Origin of the sequence: Alteromonas macleodii, from assembly GCF_903772925.1 — a bacterium.
GTDB lineage: Bacteria > Pseudomonadota > Gammaproteobacteria > Enterobacterales > Alteromonadaceae > Alteromonas > Alteromonas macleodii_A.
Genome location: NZ_LR812090.1, coordinates 4,528,252 through 4,546,874, shown reverse-complemented (window position 1 = coordinate 4,546,874; position 18,623 = coordinate 4,528,252). Strand labels below are relative to the sequence as shown.

The window sequence follows — 18,623 nt, the reverse complement described above, 5'->3', positions numbered from 1 at the left end:
TCACAGGTTAGTCATGATTAAGCTTTCAAATGTATCGCTACTTCGCGGCCGCAAAATGCTGCTGGAAGAAGCGTCGGCACAGGTTTTTCCAGGCCACAAAGTGGCGCTTATAGGCAGCAATGGCTGCGGAAAGTCTACGCTGTTTGCACTGTTGCGCAGTGAACTAAGCGTCGATGCAGGAGATTGCAGCGTTCCAAGTGATTGGCGAATTGTGAGCGTGGCTCAGGAAACGCCAGCAACTGATCGAACTGCGATAGATTACGTGATAGACGGCGACAAACATTTACGTGATTTACAGGCTAAGCTGGACGCCGCTGAAAAAAGCGGAGATGGCGTGAAAATTGGCCAAATTCATGGGCAACTAGAACAGGCTGGGGCCTACGATGTAGAATCACGCGCAGCGACTATACTTTCCGGCCTCGGATTTACTAATGTGCAGTTAAGTGCACCAGTGAGTGACTTTTCCGGTGGTTGGCGCATGCGCTTAAACCTTGCACAAGCACTACTTTGCCCATCAGACCTGTTGCTGCTTGATGAGCCCACTAACCACTTAGATCTAGACGCCGTGATTTGGTTAGAGAAATGGCTTCAACGCTATACAGGCACCTTGTTGCTTATTTCTCACGATAAAGCATTTATCGATAATACGGTGGCGCAAATTATCAGTGTTGAGCAACAGAAGCTTGTTACTTACACAGGTAATTATTCATCTTACGAAACCCAGCGTGCTGAGCGTATACGTTTACAAAACATTGAGTATGAAAAGCAGCAGCAAAAGGTAGCCCATCTAAACTCGTTTATTACGCGGTTTAAAGCCAAGGCTAGTAAAGCAAAGCAAGCGCAAAGCCGTATTAAGCAGCTAGAGAAAATGGAAACGTTAATGCCAGCCCATATGGCTAGCCCGTTTAGCTTTTCTTTCGCGCCGCCAACAGCGCTTCCTAACCCGCTGGTTCAAATGGAAAAAATACAGCTGGGGTACGATGACCATATAGTTCTCCAACAGGTAAAACTGAATTTAGTACCCGGTAGCCGAATAGGTCTTTTAGGCAGAAATGGCCAAGGTAAGTCAACGTTAATTAAGCTGTTAGCGGGCGTTCATGCGCCCAAGCAGGGCATTTTTAATACCGCTAAAGGTCTTAAAATTGGTTATTTTGCGCAGCATCAGTTAGAAACACTAGACGCTAACGCCACTCCCCTTTTACATTTGCAACGCATTGATGAAAAAGCGACTGAACAGCAGCTTCGCGACTATCTGGGCGGTTTTGGTTTTAACGGCGATGAAGCATTGGCGCCCGTGGCACCTATGTCAGGTGGTGAAAAGGCGCGTTTGGTGTTGGCGTTAATTGTTTACCAAAAAACTAACTTATTGCTGCTCGATGAGCCTACCAACCATCTAGATTTAGAAATGCGCCACGCGCTTAATATTGCTCTTCAAGGTTTTGAAGGCGCTATGGTGCTGGTATCGCACGACCGCTTCTTACTTTCCTCGGTTTGTGAAGATTTCTATTTGGTAGACAGCGGTGAAGTTGAGCCATTTAAAGGCGATTTGGATGACTATCGCGACTGGATTTTAAAACAGCAGGCGGCAGAAAAAGCCAAGGCCAACAGCGAGGCTAAAAGTGCCAACAGCGACGCTAAAAACAGCGCGCAGCACGAGGCCGGAGCGCACAGTAAGCCGGAACGCAAGTTAGATCGTAAAGAAGAAAAGCGCCGCGAAGCCGAGTTCAGACAAAGCGTAGCGCCACTTAAAAAAGCCATCGAAAAACACGAAAAAGCCATGGAGAAATGCAGTGCCGCCTTGGCAGAGGTAGAAGCATCACTCGCCGATACCTCGCTTTACAGCGACGACAAAAAAGCAGAACTCATGGGCTTGCTCGACAAGCAAACTCAGCTTAAGCAACAGCTTGAAGAGGAAGAGATGGCATGGCTAGATGCCCAAGAGCAGATAGAGCAAAAACGAGAAGAGTATGACAATGTCAGCGCCTAATATAAAAAGCAGTGTGTTTTGGGAGTACAGCGTATCTCGCTATACGAAAGGCGATATGGCACCGCTCGCGCTTTTACTTCAGGACAACCACAAGGTGAATGTAAACGTTCTCTTGCTGATTTGCTGGTGTTTAGAGAATAATGTCATTATAAATTTGCCTCAGCTTAAGTCGGTTATAGCGGCATCAGCGAGCACTGACGAAAAGTTAAAGCAGCATCGCGAGAAGCGCAAAGCAGCAAGCCCAGAGAAAGGTGGTGAGCAAACAACCTACGATGCACTTAAAGCGCAAGAATTAGAGCTTGAAAGGCAACAACAGCAAGACATCGTTGCGTCTTTTAATGAGCAGGCGGTTACGCAATTGGGTCAGCAGGCCTCGCCAGCTAATATATTTAACGCGTCTATCGCTGCGTTCATTAATGCATACGAGTTACGCGACAACAACGAGGCGCGCCAGTTAGTGAGCCTTGTAGTTAATCAATTATCGTAAAAACACAATAAGAAAATACAATGAGCAAATCAGCGCTATCGCATGGAAAGATAATAAAAAGTAGCTTTAAAGTGCCAGGATGGGCAAAGAACCGACATGTGCAAACCATATGGCCGCGTTTTATTCAAAAGCGCTTGCCCCTTTCTTATGACATGGAGCGTTTAACCTTACCGGATGACGACTTTGTTGACGTAGCATGGGGCCCCAAACCACAAGAAACATCAGGGATAGTGGTGATGTTTCACGGATTGGAAGGCAGCATCAAGTCGCATTATGCGAACGATATGATGGCCCAACTGTCTGTGAATGGTTGGCAGGTGGTAATGATGCATTATCGCGGCTGTAGCGGTGTGCCAAATCTAAAAGCGCGCGCTTATCACAGTGGCGAAACAGAAGACCCTAGTTTTTTCTTAGAGTGGCTGCACGATAAATTTCCTCGTATTCCCAAAGTCGCTATTGGCTTTTCGCTTGGCGGTAATATGCTGTTGAAACTGTTGGGTGAAAACCCGGCACAAAAGTGGCTGAAGGCGGCTGTTGCCATCTCTTCTCCACTTAAGCTATCTGAGTGCGCAAAGTCAATTAATCAGGGGTTTTCGCGGGTATACCAAAAGTATTTACTTACTAGCATGAAAGATACTTTGCGTAAGAAGATGGAATACATTGATTATCGTAAGCTTATTCAGCTTACAAAAAGTGATGTAGAAGGCATTACTAGCTTTACTCAATTTGACGAAAAGATCACGGCTCCCCTGCACGGTTTTGCAGATGCGCAAGACTATTATGAAAAGTGTAGCGCGTATCACTTTTTAAGCGCCATCCACTGCCCAACGTTAGTATTGCATAGCATTGATGACCCCTTTATGAACCACTTAATTGTGCCGAAAGAAGAAGAGCTTGCGCGTAATGTCACCGTAGAGTTGAGTGAACGCGGCGGTCATGTTGGCTTCATGCAAGGCTCTGTATTAAATCCGAAGGTTTGGCTGCACGAGCGCGTAAAACGCTTTGTTAGCGAAGCCTTACCGGTAAACTCAACCTGTGGTTATGTTAGCCGCTAATACCGCAGTGATATTATATTGGTGTGGTTTGAGTTTTATAAATCGTTTTTCCCAGGAGAGTGAATGATAATTCCCATCGACGCGTTAGAAGGCGATACGCTTTATAGCTTGGCTGAATCTTTTGTATTACGCGAAGGCACCGACTATGGCGCTGAGGAAGTTGAGCTAGAAGTAAAAGTTCAGCAGGTGCTAGACAGGTTAAAGTCGGGCGAGGCTGTACTAGTATACTCAGAGCTTCACGAAAGTGTGGATATAAAAAGAAAAGAAGATATTGAGCCCAGCGACACAGCTGAATAGAAAACGAAGCGAAAAAATAGACGTCTTCTTGAAATGCAGACACAAAAAAGCCGGGTCGAGCAACCCGGCTACCTACCTGAGGAGAGGAAGGCTTAAAAAGCGTAGCGTGCAGTTACCTGCATAATGTCTAAATCATCAATGATTTTGTAGTTTGCACCAACTGCCCACTGTGGCGTGATGTAGTAGTTAGCGCCTACTTTGAATGTCGCTTCTCCATCGTCTACATCGTAATAGCCCACTTCACCAGCAAGCTCTACCTGCTCTGTAATCATTGAGCGAAGACCTGCATTAATGCTGTAACCAGTCTCGTCGTCTACGTCGCCGTCAATACGCTCTAGATTCGCACCGAAGTAGGCATCTGTCGTGGCGTTTACAGGTAAGCGGTAACCTGCACCCAGTGTAAGCATATCAAAATCGAAGTTACCTTCTTCAAAGAAGCTGTACTCGCCGTTTAAGTACCAGTTGCTGTTTAAAAGGTATTTACCATTAACGGTCAGGCCGTCTGGCTCGAAAGACTCGTTGTCGTCAAAGTCCATTTTGGTGTAACCACCTTCTACGTAACGCCAGTCTGGCTTGTCGGCCATTGCTGTAAGAGGAATTGTTGCCGCAGTAAGTGCCGCTGCAATAAGTGTGATTGATTTACGCATGTGATAACTCCTTAGTATTTTCAGTAGCCCACCGTCTGCAGCGCAAACGTTCAATAAGTTTGCAAGGCGTGTCGGGAGTCAGCGCTTTTGCGATGCGCCGCTCTTCTACATCGCGCTGCCCTTATACGTCGCTCTGCAGTGGGTTACTTTGTTGATGAACACAAAGCTAGAAACGTCTTTATGTCATCTCAATTATTTCTTTTCAGAAATCGTGTCCGATGTATTTATCAAAATCGTGAAGTGCAAAGCGTCTGCCAACTTCGAAAAAATATCAGCTGAAAATCAAACAAGAAGTTGCTATCTATCTAATAAGTATGGAGAAATTAAAAGCAAGAAGAGGCGCTATGCAAATGTTGAAGCAGCTAAAGGCTGTGTGGAGTTTAAAAAGTAAACACATTGGCATGGGAAACTGTCTCTAAAAAACAACAGTTAACCTTTTGGCTAACTCATCGGACAAATTTACAACAACGAAATTGCTCACTACCTTCAAGGTGGGTGTTTTTAAGTTGTTGTAAATTAATGTAAATATAATAAATAAGCCCGCTTTTTTAGTGTTGGAACAGCTTTTGCTGAAGTACTTGTGTGTTATCCAGCATTCACTTTTGCCAACGGGCACGGATTTCGTTTTTCTGCGACACCAGTGAATAAGGAAAGGAATAGAGCGCCTTTCTTGAATGGTTTCAATGAATACTTTTTCTCATCATCGCTTTTAGAGCAGCAGATACTCTGTTGCTAGCTATACATAGCTAAGCGATAAAGTTAAGAGATTGACGACCATCTGGATAACCATTGTTTTCATAAGGAGAGGACAAATGGCTAAGCCAGTTTCAATTTTCGGAAAAGATTTACAAACTAATGCGATTCAGCACCGAAAGCTGTCGCGCATTCTTTTAGCGATGACCAGCGTTATTGCCCTATTTGCATTCACCAAAGCTGGCGCTGTCGAGGTTAATGACAACAATCAGCCTCAAAAAGCATCACCCGTTCTTCAATCTATTATTGATGCTGCTCGCAAATCAGCAACAGAAAGCTATGAACAAGACGACCACGGGTTAAACAGCAAGTTAAAAGAAATTGATTACACCACCTATCGTTCTATTCGCTTTAAGCCCGAGCAAAGTCTTTGGCACGGTGAGAATGACTACGAACTTCAGTTTTTTCATCCGGGGTTTCTATACGAATACCCTGTCACTATTCACACTATCGGTGAAAACAATACACCTAAGCGCTTAGCATTTAATAGTGACATGTTTAACTACGATGGTTCTGCTGCAGGTTTGGCAGGCATGACAGATGAAAAGTCGGGGTTTGCAGGCTTTCGTGTTCACTACCCTATAAAAAACGACGAGTACAAAGATGAATTTGCCGTTTTCCTTGGCGCTTCATATTTTCGTTTGGTAGGTAAAAATCAAGTTTATGGTATTTCAGCGCGCGGCCTAGCAATTGATACTGCTTTGGCGAAAGGCGAGGAGTTCCCTCACTTCACAGAGTTCTGGGTTATCGAGCCGGGTGAAGGCAAACCAATTACTATTTATGCCCGTCTTGAAAGTCCTTCGGTAGCTGGCGCTTATAAGTTTGTTATCCAGCCTGATGTTGATACCAGCGTAAAAGTGGAAAGCTGGTTATTTGCACGCGACGACGTAAGTAAACTAGGCATTGCGCCGTTTACCAGCATGTTTTTGTATGGCGAGAATACAGAAAAGCGCCATGACGATTATCGCCCAGAAGTGCACGACAGTGACGGGGTGTTAATGGTAACTCATGCAGGTGAAGAGATTTGGCGTCCACTGACTAACCCAGCACGCCTTCAGGTAACGTCACTTAGCGATACCAACCCTAAAGGGTTTGGCATGCTTCAGCGCGACAATGAATGGGATAATTACCTTGATGCAGAGGCCAACTATCATATACGTCCAGGGCTATGGGTTACCCCGGAAGCAGGCTTTGAGAAAGGCCGTTTAGAAGTAGTAGAAATTCCAACAAAGTCTGAGATTCATGACAACATCGTGGCTTTCTGGACACCTGCAAAGCCATTCAAATCGGGTGAGTCCCTATATTTCTCTTACGACCTTAAAACGGTAGAGCAAAACCCCTTTGTTAGCGAGTTTGCTTCTGTAGTGCGTACTCGTCAGGGAAAAGCTGTGTTACCCGGCGATGAATTTAAAGATGATAGCTTGAACACTACCCGCCAGTTTAATGTGGACTTCAGTGCTCCTTCTGATATTTCTTTTGATAACGAGACTATGAAGCTGGTGGTACAGGGTACTAACGGCACGATTTCACAACAGCGCCTTTATCCGGTAGCCGACGGCCAAGAGTGGCGTGCCTCTTTCTTTGTAAAGCCGAATGAAAGGCAAACGGTAGACATGCGCGCTTACATTGAAAAAGACGGCGAGCGCGTTAGCGAGGTTTGGAATTATGTCTACCAGCCAAAATAGTCGCACTCATACATCAGTATCAAACGAGGCTAAAGCCGTGCCTCAGGTTAAACGTGACAGCACTGTGCGTGCTTCACACTTCATCTTAAAAGGAGAGCATATGCGTTTGTTTATCATGGCAATGCTAGTAATTCCAAGCACGGCATTGGCCGGTTGGAGCTTATACGAGATATTTTTACCGAACGGCCTTACGAACTTAGAAATTGCACAGTTAGGTTTAGGATTAACCCTATTCGCTTGGCTGTGCATGGCGTTTTGGACAGGTATCATTGGTTTCTTTTTACAGCTTTTCAATATAGATCCACTGAGTTTAAGAAAAAACCAAGTTAAGCCTGATGCTGCATCGCCGTTGAAGCAAAAACACGCGGTAGTAATGCCCGTTTATAACGAAGATACCCGCCGCATCATGGTGGGCTTCGAAGCCTGTATTCGCGAGCTGATGGAAAGCGAGAACAGCTCGAATTTTGATTTTTTCATGCTTAGCGACACCCGTGATACGGAAAAAGCGGATGCAGAGCTACGTGCTTTTACGCGGTTAAAGAAGCGTTTAGGCGCTTTTTCAAGCCAAGTGTTTTATCGTCGTCGCGAACAAAACCTGCATAGAAAAGTGGGTAACCTTAAAGAGTTTTGCGAACGCTGGGGCGCAAATTACGAGTCAATGATTGTGTTAGATGCCGACAGCGTAATGACCGGAGAGCGTATGCAGGACCTGGCTCGTCGTATTGAGCAAAACCCTGACACGGCCTTAGTACAGACTATTCCTATGCCAGTACGACAAAACACCTTCTTTGGTCGTTTCGTACAGTTTGCTGCTCATCTGTATAGCCCAATGTTGGCAACAGGCTTATCGTTTTGGCAAACGGACAGTGCAAACTACTGGGGGCATAACGCTATTATTCGTATAGCGCCTTTCATGCAGCATTGCGGTCTACCTACCCTTGAAGGTCGTGCGCCTTTTGGTGGCGAAATACTAAGTCACGACTTCGTTGAAGCTGCGCTGCTGCGCCGTGCAGGTTGGCAGGCTTACTTACTTACCGACACAACAGGTAGTTATGAAGAAGTGCCTAGCAACATTGTTGACTACGCCATTCGCGACCGCCGCTGGGTACAGGGCAACATACAGCATTTAGGGCTTTTAAAGGTGAAAGGTCTTAAAATGGCGAACCGCCTGCACTTTTTATTTGGTGCTTTTGCGTACATTTCTTCATTAATACTATTTTGTATGTTGGCGCTAGGGACTGCAGATGCATTAATTCGCGCTACGTCAGTGCCAGAGTTCTTCGTATCTGAGTATCAGCTTTTTCCTAGTTGGCAGGTAGCCCGTCAAGACATGATGATGGTAACCATGTGGGGCACTGCAGCCTTGTTATTTTTGCCTAAGCTTTTGGGTATTGCCTTAGCCTTAATCAAACGTCGCGAAGAGTTTGGTGGGGCGTGGTCTTTACTTAAGGGATCTGCAATTGAATTAGCCATGGCTGTACTCATTGCGCCGCTGATGATGTTCTACCACAGCTATTTTGTGATCAGTGTTTTTATAGGCCACTCAGTAAAATGGGAAGCGCAAGAGCGTGAAGGTCGCAAAGTACCTTGGACTGTCGCAATCAAACACACGCAAATTATGAGTTGTTTAGCCGTAGCGTGGGGTGTAACTACCTTTTACTTCACACCATCGCTATTTATGTGGCTGCTACCTGTATTGGTTGGCATGGTATTGGCGGCGCCGGTTATTCGCCTTACAAGCAGTGATAAGTTCGGCTTGGCGATGCGCAAGTTTGGAGTGTTTGTTATCGACCAGGAAGTGAATGAGTGTAAAGCGCTTAAGCGCTTACGTGTTGCGATGGGGTATTTCACTCTTTCTCAACATAAAGCGGAAGTACCTGCACTACCTGATAATGCGTGGCAAAGCATGCCAGAGCAAGCGTTAAGTCAAAAGCCATTGCCTATGCGTTACAGACTTCCTAAAAGACTACATCAGTCTTAGAGCGAAGCCTTTAAACCAAAAAAACCGCACGTTTGAAGTGACCCCATTAAGTTGGACTCATTTCTAAGCGGCAACCAAGGCCTGATTTCGATATTGTATCGGACTCAGGCCTTTTAGTTTTAGCTTAATACGTTCGTTGTTGTAATAATCGATATATTCTTTGATGTTTTCAATAAGTTCATTTGCATCTTTGAACGTTTTATTGTGGTACATCTCAGTTTTTAATATGCCGAAGAAGTTCTCTGCTACAGCGTTATCTAAGCAATTTCCTTTTCTAGACATACTTTGAAGTAACCCATTCTGTTTCAAGTGATTTTGATATTGTTTGTTTTGATATTGCCACCCTTGGTCAGAGTGTATGAGTGGCTTTTCATGGGGTAATAGCTTACTAGTCGCGGCTTTAAGCATATCTGTAACTAAGGGTAACGTTACAGATGTCCGCACTTCATAGCTAATGACCTCTCGATTAAATAAATCTATTATCGGTGACAGATACACCTTCTGATTATTCACTTTAAACTCAGTTACATCAGTCACCCATTTTTGATTAGGCTGCTCTACAGTAAATTCACGATTCAATTTGTTTTCTGCGATTCTGCCGATTTCACCTTTGTAAGACTTATAACGTTTAGGCCTGACTTTTGACTTCAAACCAAGTTCGCACATTAGGCGTTGTACACGCTTATGATTAACCACTAAGCCCATCGCTCGCAAAGCGTAAGTCACTCTACGATAGCCATATCGCCCTTTATGTTTGTGATAGATATCACGGATTTTTACGCGTAAGTCAGTATTGGAACAAGGCTGATTCAGTGCATTACGATGGTAGTAATACACACTCTTGGGAAGCCCTGTAACTCTTAATAAATGTTGCAAGCTATATATTGCCTTGAGCTCTTCGACAACTATGGTTTTGTCTTTGCTTTTTTCTTTCTGGCTTGAGCCAAGGCTTCTAACTTTTTTAAGACAGCGTTCTCTGCACGTAAATAATCGAGTTCTTCTCTAAGCTCTTTTTCAGTCATCTCTGATGATGGTTTAGGAGTTGAAGAGTTATTAGTCACGCGGGGCTTACCTTTGTTTTTGGGGATGAGACGGGATATGTCCTCGCGAGCATAAAGCTTTTGCCATTGAAATAAAATACCAGGGGATGATAAGTCGAAATAGGCGCTAGTATAACCCAATGACCAATTGTTCATTTCCATCGTCTTTAGCACATGGGTTTTGAACTCAAGAGAATAAGGTAACTGCTTATGAATAAAGCTATTTGAGCCGTTTATTTGATAAACCTGAAACCAATAGCGAATAAGCCGAGCGCTTACTCCGTACTTTTTACCTAAAGCTTCAGAATTTTTCTCTTCGACTAGCTGGGCGAGCTTTATTTTAAACGCTCTATTGTGTTTTGACATAAAAAGACCCCCAATAATTGGAATGTCCAACTAATGGGGGTCACTTCCCGTTTCGTGCGGTTTTTTAATGCTTCTTATTTTCTTACCACCGCCTAGCGCTTATCGATAGACGCTAGCAATAGCAGTATTCTATTGCGTAAAGGTAACGGAAAACGTCACTGGGACTGTCGTTGTTATGCTCTTTAGCCCTGCAATTTTCTGTAGTGCAGCTACGCCTTCAGCAAGACCGAAAGACTCTGCTTTAATAAGTGTAGGAGCAGTAGTAGATACAGTTAGTGTATCGTCGTCTACTTTACTCGCCTTAACAGAAAATGATGTAGGAACGGCCTTTCCATGTAACATCAAAATGCCATCTACTTTTCCGTTAACGACTTGACCCGCTTTCAGGCTCATCATCGACTCAGGTAAATCGGCTTCAAACTTAGCTTGTGCATATTTGCTCACGTTAAAAAGCATCTCTTGCATTCGCTGATTGCGAATATCAATAGCTGTATTAACTGACGATAAGTCTACCGCCACAGAGAGCTTGCCGCTATCAGACAGGGTACCGTCAAAGCTATCAAACTTATGTACTTCAGTGACCTGTGCATTCTTAGTTGATAAAAAATGTAGCGCACTTGTCTCGCCGTCTATTGACCAGTCGGCTGCGGCAGGGAATGCTAGCCCACATGCGAGCAATGCTGCAGATAACGTGCGAATACGTGTAGTCATCATAGGTTACTCCTTTTACTTTTTGGTTCCATCTGGCTTGATTTAACCAATACCAGAGTAATGTGGCCCAGCAACATTACTACGCTATTATACGTAGGTTTATTTCACTGCGCTAAGTAAATAATACGCGCTAGTGCTGATGTGGGTTTACGAAGTCATCATACTGGACTACATCTTGCCATGGCACCCTTTGATCGCCCATTACCACAAAATCTGGGTTCTCTAACGAATGACGCTGATTGTAGGTAAGAGGTTCGAAGTTAGCGGCGGCAATACTCCCACCCGCTTCAGAGACAATGCATTGCGATGCGCCAGTGTCCCATTCGCCGGTAATACCGATACGCATAAATACATCAGCTTTTCCTTCGGCAATAAAACAGGCTTTCAGGGAACAGCTTCCCAATGGAAGCGTTTGGTATACGCGCTTAGCGCACATTCTGCTGAGCACTTTTTCTCTCGACTGACGACGGCTTATTGCAATCATCACCACACTATTTTTAGGGTCGTCTAGCTTGCGTACGCTTATTGGGTGATCACCATCAGGTGATGACTTAAACGCACCTTTGCCTTTTTGCGCATAATACAACGATTGCCCTGGAGGCCAGAAAATAACGCCGATAGTTGGCTCATTGTTCTCTATTAGGGCAATATTGACCGCAAAGTCTCCGCTTCTGGCAATAAATTCTTGGGTGCCGTCGATGGGGTCGATTAACCAGTATTGAGACCAATGCTTTCGCTCTTCTAAACTTGCGTGTTTGTTTTCCTCTGAGAGGATTGGGATATCAGGCGTCGCGGCTTGTAAGCGCTTGTTGATGATATCGTTTGCCAAATAATCTGCGCTGGTAACGGGAGACTCATCGTCTTTTTGATAAGCGTCAAACTCCCCTTTATCGTATACTTCTAATACGGCTTCACCGGCTTCGATGGCAATTTCTTTCGCAAGTTCTAGTAGGTCGGCATGGGCGTCGTCGGGCATTGTTTATTGTTCCTTAAACCACTTTTGAGCTAAAAACAGCGCGGCTATACAGCGTGCTTCTACAAAGTCTTCTCGTGCAAGTAAAGCATCTGCTTCATCTAAAGGCCAGTGAATCACCTCAAGAGGCTCAGGTTCGTCGCCTTCAAGTTGCTTTGGATACAAGTCTCGAGCCAAAACAATGGTCATATTGGCGTTAAAGAAAGTGGGTGCCATACTGACCTTATGGAGCTCTATAAGATCGTTCGCTGCAAAGCCAGCCTCTTCTTGTAGCTCGCGATTAGCGGCCTCAATAGCTGTTTCGCCAGGGTCTATTAGGCCTTTTGGAAAGCCTAGTTGATACGAATGTGTGCCGGCTGCATATTCACGAATTAACACCATGGTATTTTCATCAAGCATAGGCACTATCATTACCGCGCCCCGGTTTCCGCCTGCCATCCGTTCAAATTCACGGGTAGCGCCGTTCGAAAACTCAAGGTCTAAGCGTTCTACCCTAAAGAGTTTGCTTTGCGCAACGATTTCACGAGAATGAATGTGTGGTAACGGTTTGTTCGGATCAATTTTTGGCATGTCTCTCGCTACAACTTTGTTATCATACTTGTATACAATTTCTTAGCTTACTTCATTATAAGGAAAATCGCTTGCCCTTTCTGCCCTGGAATGAAATAGAAACTGTACTGCTAGATATGGACGGTACTTTGCTGGATCTTCATTATGACAACCAGTTCTGGCTGCACCATTTACCCAAACGGTTAGCTCAGATAAAAGGTATTTCTGAGGCCGAGAGTCAAAAGGAAATGAGCGCGCGTTATGAGTCAGTATTTGGGCAAATTCAGTGGTACTGCTTAGACTACTGGGCTGAAACTCTAGCACTGGACTTAGAAAATGAGTTTATGCCGCTGAAACGAGAGTTGGCGCACTTACTATCCCTTCGCGACGATACCATTCCCTTCCTTGATGCACTTCACGGCTCAGGTAGGCAGGTAGTGTTAGTAACCAATGCGCATCCAAACAGTCTGGCACTTAAAATAGAGCATACCCAACTTGATGCGCATATCGACAACCTTATTTCTACCCACGAATTTGGCGTTACCAAAGAGTCTCAGCTTTTATGGGAGCGACTACAAAAGAGGGTGCAATTTGATAATAGCCGCACCTTATTTGTCGATGACTCACTGCCTATTTTGAAAGCGGCACAGACGTACGGTATTAAACACTTACTTGCTGTAGACAACCCTGATAGTACCTTGCCAAATCGCAATATTAGCGAATTTCCAGCAGTACGCGATTACCGTTTAATGCTAGAAGATATTAAGCGTAACCCAGTGGGTGATGCTGCAAAAGGACGTTTTTAAAGGACGAAAGCAAATGGTTTCTGACACAATTTTTGTAGGGTCGCTGAATCCGGTAAAAATAAATGCTGCGCTCAATACACTTTCTGACACACTAGAGCACGACTTCGACGCCCAGGGCATGTCTGTGCCAAGCGGCGTGCCCGAACAGCCCATGAACGAGGATGAAACGCGCTTAGGTGCTATTAATCGAGTGAAGGCCATGCTAGCTCATCATCAGGGCGGCCTTACAGACGCATGGTATGTGGCAATTGAAGGTGGTGTGGATGTATTTGAAGATGGCCCTGCAACCTTTGCTTATGTGGCGATTTACCATGAAGGTCACTGGTCGGTAACACGAAGTGCGAGTTTACCCCTTCCAGTGAGCGTGTATCAGGCGCTACAGCGTGGCGAAGAGCTTGGGCCGGTTATGGACAAGCTTTTTGATACGGTAAATATTAAGCAAAAAGGCGGTGCTATAGGGTTACTGACTCTAAATCATGCTTCGCGTCAAAGTGTTTACGAAGTTGCGTTGACCCTTGCTATGGCGAAGTTTCATTTTCCAGACTTATATACCGACTAGTCAGGCCAAGTTTCCTCTCACTAAATTAGCCATTACCAAATACAGCATATCGGCCCTCAAACAAATGTTACCTCTTGAGGGCCGCCTTTCTTTTCCTGAAGTGTTCGCTCTGAAATCTTTACTGCGATAAGTAATCTTTTCTAATTCCAGTTTTATTCTCAGACTCCACCTTTGCCGTTAATTTGATCTATGTTTTTGAATATATTGCGAAAAAAAGTTTTTTGCAATTTGGCTTTTTAGTTGCACCTTCATTTTAACAAACGGATTAAGGAGAGTGACAATGAGTGAGACAATTAATACCTACAACCCTGCTACAGGTGAAAAGATCGATCATTATCATTTGATGTCAGCTGAAGACGCCGAACAAGCGGTAACACGTTCTCAAGAAGCATATTTGAACTGGCGCCGTACTTCATTTGAAACTCGAGCAGATTTATTCAATAACCTTGCAGATTTAATGGAAGAGCGCATTGACGACCTTGCCAGCCTAATGACCCGAGAAATGGGAAAAGTGACGGCGCAGGGTAAGCAAGAAGTGCAGCTGTGTGCTCAAATCTGTCGCTATACTGCTGAGCATGGCGCATCATTTTTAGAAGACGAACACCGTATTTTTGAAGGTGGTCGTGCGATTATTACCTATCAACCTATTGGCGTTATTCTGGGCATTCAGCCTTGGAATTTCCCTCTTTATCAGGTTATACGCTACAGCGTATCGAATATCATGGCAGGTAATACGACAGTACTAAAACACGCTAAAAACGTGTTTGGTATGGCACAAGCCATTCAGCAGATGTACGAAGATGCTGGTTTCCCGAAAAACGTATATCAGTCGTTATTAATTGATGGCGGTACGGCAAGCGACTTAATCAAACATAAATACGTACGTGGCGTTACTTTTACCGGCAGTGACGAAGTAGGTAAACAAGTTGCGAAAGAAGCTGCAAGTTTATCGAAGAAAACCGTGATGGAGCTTGGTAGTAATGATGCCTTCTTGGTACTTGAAGATGCCGATATCGATCATGCGGTAGAAATGTGTATTCAAGGCCGTGTTATCAATAATGGTGAAACTTGTGTAGCGGCTAAGCGCTTCGTAATCGTCGATAGCGTTTATGATGAGTTCAGAGACAAATTCGTAGCGCAGTGTAAGAAGCTTAAAGTGGGTGACCCAACGGATGAAAACACTGATCTTGGCCCTATGGCTAGAGAAGACTTACGAGATGAACTTCATGAGCAGGTGAAAAACTCAGTAGAAGCTGGAGCGAAACTTACCCTAGGCGGTGAAATTCCAGAATCTGACGGCTACTTTTACCCAGTAACTATACTTGAAGATGTTTCATCTGGCATGCCAGCCTATGATGATGAGTTATTTGGCCCTGTTGCGTCATTAATTCGAGCTCGCGACGACAAGCAGGCGATGGAAGTCGCAAACGATTCGCGCTATGGCTTAGGCGGCGGTATCTTTAGTACTGATACTGATAAAGCGGTTGCCCTAGCAAAAGATGAATTTGATACTGGTATGGTAAATATCAACGGGTATTCTTTAGCACAACCGAACCTACCCTTTGGCGGTGTGAAAGACAGTGGTTATGGTCGAGAGCACGGTGGTTATGGTATGCGTGAATTCGTAAATATCAAAACCATTATGGTAGCGGAAAACGCTGCCGAATAAATATTAGTTGTTTGATATTGCTAAACGAAAGCGGGTACATCTAATGTGCCCGCTTTTTTATTTGCTTTCGCTTTTAGCCTTTACTCATCTGGCCTTCATCCCTCTGTTCATTGAACAATTTTACGCAGGTATCCGGTCTTTTACTGTGATATGAATGTATAAATTACTAGGAAACGATATAAGGCGATGGCGATGAAGGTCTTACATAGACAGATAAGCGGTGCTGATTTAAGCGTTAGGAATAGGAAACACATGAAGCTTGAGAAGTGCGAGAAACGGCGTAATAAAGCGCATGCTCTCTCGTTAACCATGTTGGTAACGGCTTCCATTTTATCGATTTCTTCTGTGGCGCAGGCATCGTCTACATCGTTACATCAGACCCCACCTAAACAGGAGAAACTAGCAAGCAAAGAGAGTGAAAACACGGCCTCAATGGCTTGTGACAAAGTCTCAGTGCAGGTGTTAGGGTCGGGCGGACCTGAATTGGATGATGGAAGGACCTCTAGCGCTTACTTGGTCTGGGTAGATAACAAAGCCCGCGTGTTGGTAGATGCTGGCAGCGGCAGCAGTGTTCAGTTCGGCGCCGCTGGCGCGTCATTTGAAACCCTTGATGTGATTCTACTTTCTCACTTACATACCGATCATTCAGCGGATTTACCCAGCTTCGTAAAAGGTGGTTATTTCACTAATCGCGAGAAAAATTTATGGGTAATGGGGCCAGACGGTAACGAAACTATGCCCTCCACTAACGCCTACGTATCATCGTTAATTGGCGAGGAAGGTGCGTTTAGATATCTGTCTTCTTACACTATCGAAGGTCAAGACGATTACACAATATCGACGAAAAGCGTTGCAAACACCATACTAGAGAAACCCTTTGAATACGCAGTGAATAATGACATTAGCGTTGAAGCTATGTCGGTAAATCACGGGCCTATACCAACACTTGCGTGGAAAGTTAAGGCTAACGGGTGTGAAGCGGTATTTTCTGGTGATACTAATGATAAAGAGGGAAACCTATCGCGCTTTGCTAAAAACGCTGACATTTTAGTGCTGCATAACGCAATTGACGATAACGCGGGGCGCGTTGCGAAGAATCTGCATATGACACCAACACAAATTATCGATATTGCCGAGCAGTCTAAAGCAAAACGCATCGTGCTATCTCATATTATGAAACGCAGCGAATCGGGCTTAGACGCGCTTACCGAGGCTATTACGGTTGTAGCCGAAGGGCGTGTATACGCTGCTCAAGAATTGATGAATATCGAACTGCTTGATGACAACTAGCCGCAGTTTTAAGTCAAAAACTTAGCTATGGTAGTTTGTAGCAAGGGGCTTGGGTTTTACGGGTATAAAGTTAAGTAGAATGGGGTTATCAAAAAAAATGCAGAGCGTTTGGGCTCTGCATTTTTAATTTGGGGATGTTTTATTCAAACTAAGTCAGTCAATGCTTAGTGCAAATAGCGCTTTGTGTTAACCGTACTTTTTACCGTACTTTTTACCGTACTTTCAACCGTACTTTCAACCGTACTTTCAACCGTATTTAGCTTTCAAGTATTTTAAATACTGTTCTACTCGTTACTGAGGCGCAAAAGGCAGTGGAATAGGCGTGCCGTTAACGCTGGCTTTGCCGTCTTTAAGCTCCAGTTTTGTCTCGTAACCCTTCTCGGTTTCTTTTATCAAGCCTTGCTGAGCAAAGGTGCTTAACATCATAGGAGTTTGCTGCTCTACTGCTGCTTCGAGTTCTTCTGCTGACATGCTTTGCGCTTGTGGTGTCGCCATCAATTGACCCATCATATAACCAGACGCTACGCTTTGCGCAAAGGCCTTATCAGCAACTATTTGTGCGTCGGCCATGAGGTGTGTTACCCAATAGGCCACATCTTCCATGGTACCCGGTAGCGCATCAATGCCTACTAGCTTAGTATTCGCATGGGCAGTAAACGAGCCTTCAGGCAACGTCGCTTTAAGCGTCGTAATGTTAAGTTCAGGTTCGGCTTTCAGCTGTGGAAGTAAGTTAGCTTCGACAAACTCCATCATTTTAGCGTGTACTTCTTCAGGAGGGATCATCAAAGATGTGTTGCTAAAGTCTTGATAAGCCTTGATGAAGTCTACGTCTAAGTTGTTTAGGGCAACGCCTAACACCATATCAGAGGCTTCAAGTTCAGGCCCCTCTACCTTATCAATGGCGTATTCTACGTACACATTGGCGGTGTTGTTGTCTTTATCAATGTTAGTGTCTGTAATCAGTGCAATATTTTCTAGCTGCACCGTAGCGCCCGCTTCAAGGCCAGATACTTCCATGGTTTCGATGAGCGCTTCAATTTTAGATTCAAACAATTCGCCCTTGAAAGCTTCCATCATGCTGCCGTCATAGGTTACATCCATAGATAAATTAGCCATTTTCATTGAAAACTCATCGGCGTTAATACTTAGCGACTCGCCCGAGGACGTATATAAGGTTTGCCCGCCATCAGGCTTCGCTTCACCCGTATAACCGGAAAATAGCAGGGTAAAGCCTTCTTCCTCATTAGTAGCGCTAAGGGCGGGAATTACATCTTTATAACTTAGGCCGCCTAATAGACCAACCACGCCTTCATTGTGATAGATGGACTGTTGCCCATCCCATTGAACGTACTCTCTTAATTCATCGCCATCAATCGACACTGTATAATGAACGCGCCCTAATCCAACGCCGTCACCAAAATACACAGGACCGTGATGAGCGACCAAAGTAGCGGTAATGTTAGGGTTTTCGTCTAAAGGCATTTCTACTGCGTCAACATTTTGCGCATTGAAAAGCGCTCGAAAGTCTATAGCAAGTTTGATTTCTGCTTTTGTTGAGAACCAGCCTTTGTCGTATGAAAGGACTTCGGCTGAATATACAGCCTGTTCGTTAAATCCGTTTACTGCAGCGTTAACGTTATCTTCAACGCTAGAACCGATAAAATAAGGGGCAATACCAAGCGCAACTAAAGTCACGCCAGCGCCAGCTAAAAGAGGTTTGTTCATTGTACAATCCTTTGTTGAGTGTGTTTCCTAGTGGCCCTGATTT

The 18,623-nt window shown here is 44.6% G+C and carries 16 protein-coding genes and 1 pseudogene; 10 read left to right on the top strand and 7 right to left on the bottom strand.

Annotation, left to right across the window (positions count from 1 at the left end):
* Positions 1-13: 13 nt before the first annotated feature.
* From PCAR9_RS19475 to PCAR9_RS19460, 4 genes are all read left to right on the top strand, one after another.
* Entirely contained in the window at positions 14-1,987 is a 1,974-nt protein-coding gene (locus PCAR9_RS19475) for an ATP-binding cassette domain-containing protein (RefSeq protein WP_179985020.1), read from the top strand.
* Complete coding sequence (locus tag PCAR9_RS19470; RefSeq protein WP_179985019.1) at positions 1,974-2,474, top strand: TIGR02444 family protein; 501 nt, start codon at positions 1,974-1,976, stop codon at positions 2,472-2,474. The genes PCAR9_RS19475 and PCAR9_RS19470 overlap by 14 nt, the downstream gene beginning before the upstream one ends.
* A 20-nt stretch (positions 2,475-2,494) precedes the next feature.
* Positions 2,495-3,529 carry a hydrolase gene (locus PCAR9_RS19465; protein WP_179985018.1) on the top strand — a complete coding sequence of 345 codons (1,035 nt, stop codon included), beginning with the start codon at positions 2,495-2,497 and terminating at the stop codon, positions 3,527-3,529.
* A 63-nt stretch (positions 3,530-3,592) separates the two neighbouring features.
* Positions 3,593-3,826 (top strand): YheU family protein, encoded by a 234-nt coding sequence (locus tag PCAR9_RS19460; protein ID WP_179985017.1) that lies wholly within the window; start codon positions 3,593-3,595, stop codon positions 3,824-3,826.
* A 92-nt stretch (positions 3,827-3,918) separates the two neighbouring features.
* Here PCAR9_RS19460 and PCAR9_RS19455 read toward each other — a convergent pair whose 3' ends face one another.
* On the bottom strand, positions 3,919-4,473 hold the full coding sequence (locus PCAR9_RS19455) for an outer membrane beta-barrel protein (protein WP_179985016.1): 555 nt from the start codon (positions 4,471-4,473) through the stop codon (positions 3,919-3,921).
* Positions 4,474-5,285: 812 nt separating this feature from the next.
* Between PCAR9_RS19455 and PCAR9_RS19450 the strand changes: the two genes are divergently transcribed.
* Positions 5,286-6,911 carry an OpgD/OpgG family glucan biosynthesis protein gene (locus PCAR9_RS19450; protein WP_179985015.1) on the top strand — a complete coding sequence of 542 codons (1,626 nt, stop codon included), beginning with the start codon at positions 5,286-5,288 and terminating at the stop codon, positions 6,909-6,911.
* Positions 6,892-8,892, top strand: a complete 2,001-nt coding sequence (gene mdoH, locus PCAR9_RS19445) for a glucans biosynthesis glucosyltransferase MdoH (RefSeq protein WP_179985014.1) — start codon at positions 6,892-6,894, stop codon at positions 8,890-8,892. The genes PCAR9_RS19450 and mdoH overlap by 20 nt, the downstream gene beginning before the upstream one ends.
* A 63-nt stretch (positions 8,893-8,955) precedes the next feature.
* Here the strand turns inward: mdoH and PCAR9_RS19440 are convergent.
* From PCAR9_RS19440 to nudE, 5 genes and pseudogenes are all read right to left on the bottom strand, one after another.
* Positions 8,956-9,810: pseudogene (locus PCAR9_RS19440) on the bottom strand (IS3 family transposase); the annotation flags it as partial.
* Positions 9,798-10,298, bottom strand: a complete 501-nt coding sequence (locus tag PCAR9_RS19435; protein ID WP_179985291.1) for a transposase — start codon at positions 10,296-10,298, stop codon at positions 9,798-9,800. The pseudogene PCAR9_RS19440 and the gene PCAR9_RS19435, both read right to left, overlap by 13 nt.
* Before the next feature lie 129 nt (positions 10,299-10,427).
* The gene (locus tag PCAR9_RS19430; RefSeq protein WP_179985013.1) at positions 10,428-11,012 is read right to left on the bottom strand and encodes a YceI family protein; all 585 of its coding nucleotides are present in this window, start codon (positions 11,010-11,012) and stop codon (positions 10,428-10,430) included.
* A gap of 127 nt (positions 11,013-11,139) precedes the next feature.
* The gene (gene cysQ / locus PCAR9_RS19425) at positions 11,140-11,985 is read right to left on the bottom strand and encodes a 3'(2'),5'-bisphosphate nucleotidase CysQ (RefSeq protein ID WP_179985012.1); all 846 of its coding nucleotides are present in this window, start codon (positions 11,983-11,985) and stop codon (positions 11,140-11,142) included.
* Positions 11,986-11,988: 3 nt separating this feature from the next.
* Positions 11,989-12,552, bottom strand: coding sequence for an ADP compounds hydrolase NudE (nudE, locus tag PCAR9_RS19420; RefSeq protein ID WP_179985011.1), 564 nt, complete (start codon positions 12,550-12,552; stop codon positions 11,989-11,991).
* A 71-nt stretch (positions 12,553-12,623) separates the two neighbouring features.
* On the opposite strand from nudE, the gene yrfG reads away from it, so the two are divergent.
* From yrfG to PCAR9_RS19400, 4 genes are all read left to right on the top strand, one after another.
* A complete protein-coding gene (gene yrfG, locus PCAR9_RS19415; RefSeq protein ID WP_179985010.1) occupies positions 12,624-13,337 on the top strand; it encodes a GMP/IMP nucleotidase in 714 nt (237 codons plus the stop codon).
* A gap of 13 nt (positions 13,338-13,350) precedes the next feature.
* Positions 13,351-13,896, top strand: coding sequence for an inosine/xanthosine triphosphatase (gene yjjX, locus PCAR9_RS19410; protein ID WP_179985009.1), 546 nt, complete (start codon positions 13,351-13,353; stop codon positions 13,894-13,896).
* A 280-nt stretch (positions 13,897-14,176) separates the two neighbouring features.
* Complete coding sequence (locus tag PCAR9_RS19405) at positions 14,177-15,565, top strand: NAD-dependent succinate-semialdehyde dehydrogenase (protein WP_179985008.1); 1,389 nt, start codon at positions 14,177-14,179, stop codon at positions 15,563-15,565.
* Between the two features lie 252 nt (positions 15,566-15,817).
* Positions 15,818-16,855, top strand: a complete 1,038-nt coding sequence (locus tag PCAR9_RS19400; protein WP_232091259.1) for an MBL fold metallo-hydrolase — start codon at positions 15,818-15,820, stop codon at positions 16,853-16,855.
* A gap of 291 nt (positions 16,856-17,146) precedes the next feature.
* On the opposite strand, the gene PCAR9_RS19395 is transcribed toward PCAR9_RS19400, so the two are convergent.
* On the bottom strand, positions 17,147-18,580 hold the full coding sequence (locus tag PCAR9_RS19395) for a YdgA family protein (RefSeq protein ID WP_179985006.1): 1,434 nt from the start codon (positions 18,578-18,580) through the stop codon (positions 17,147-17,149).
* Positions 18,581-18,623 lie beyond the last annotated feature (43 nt).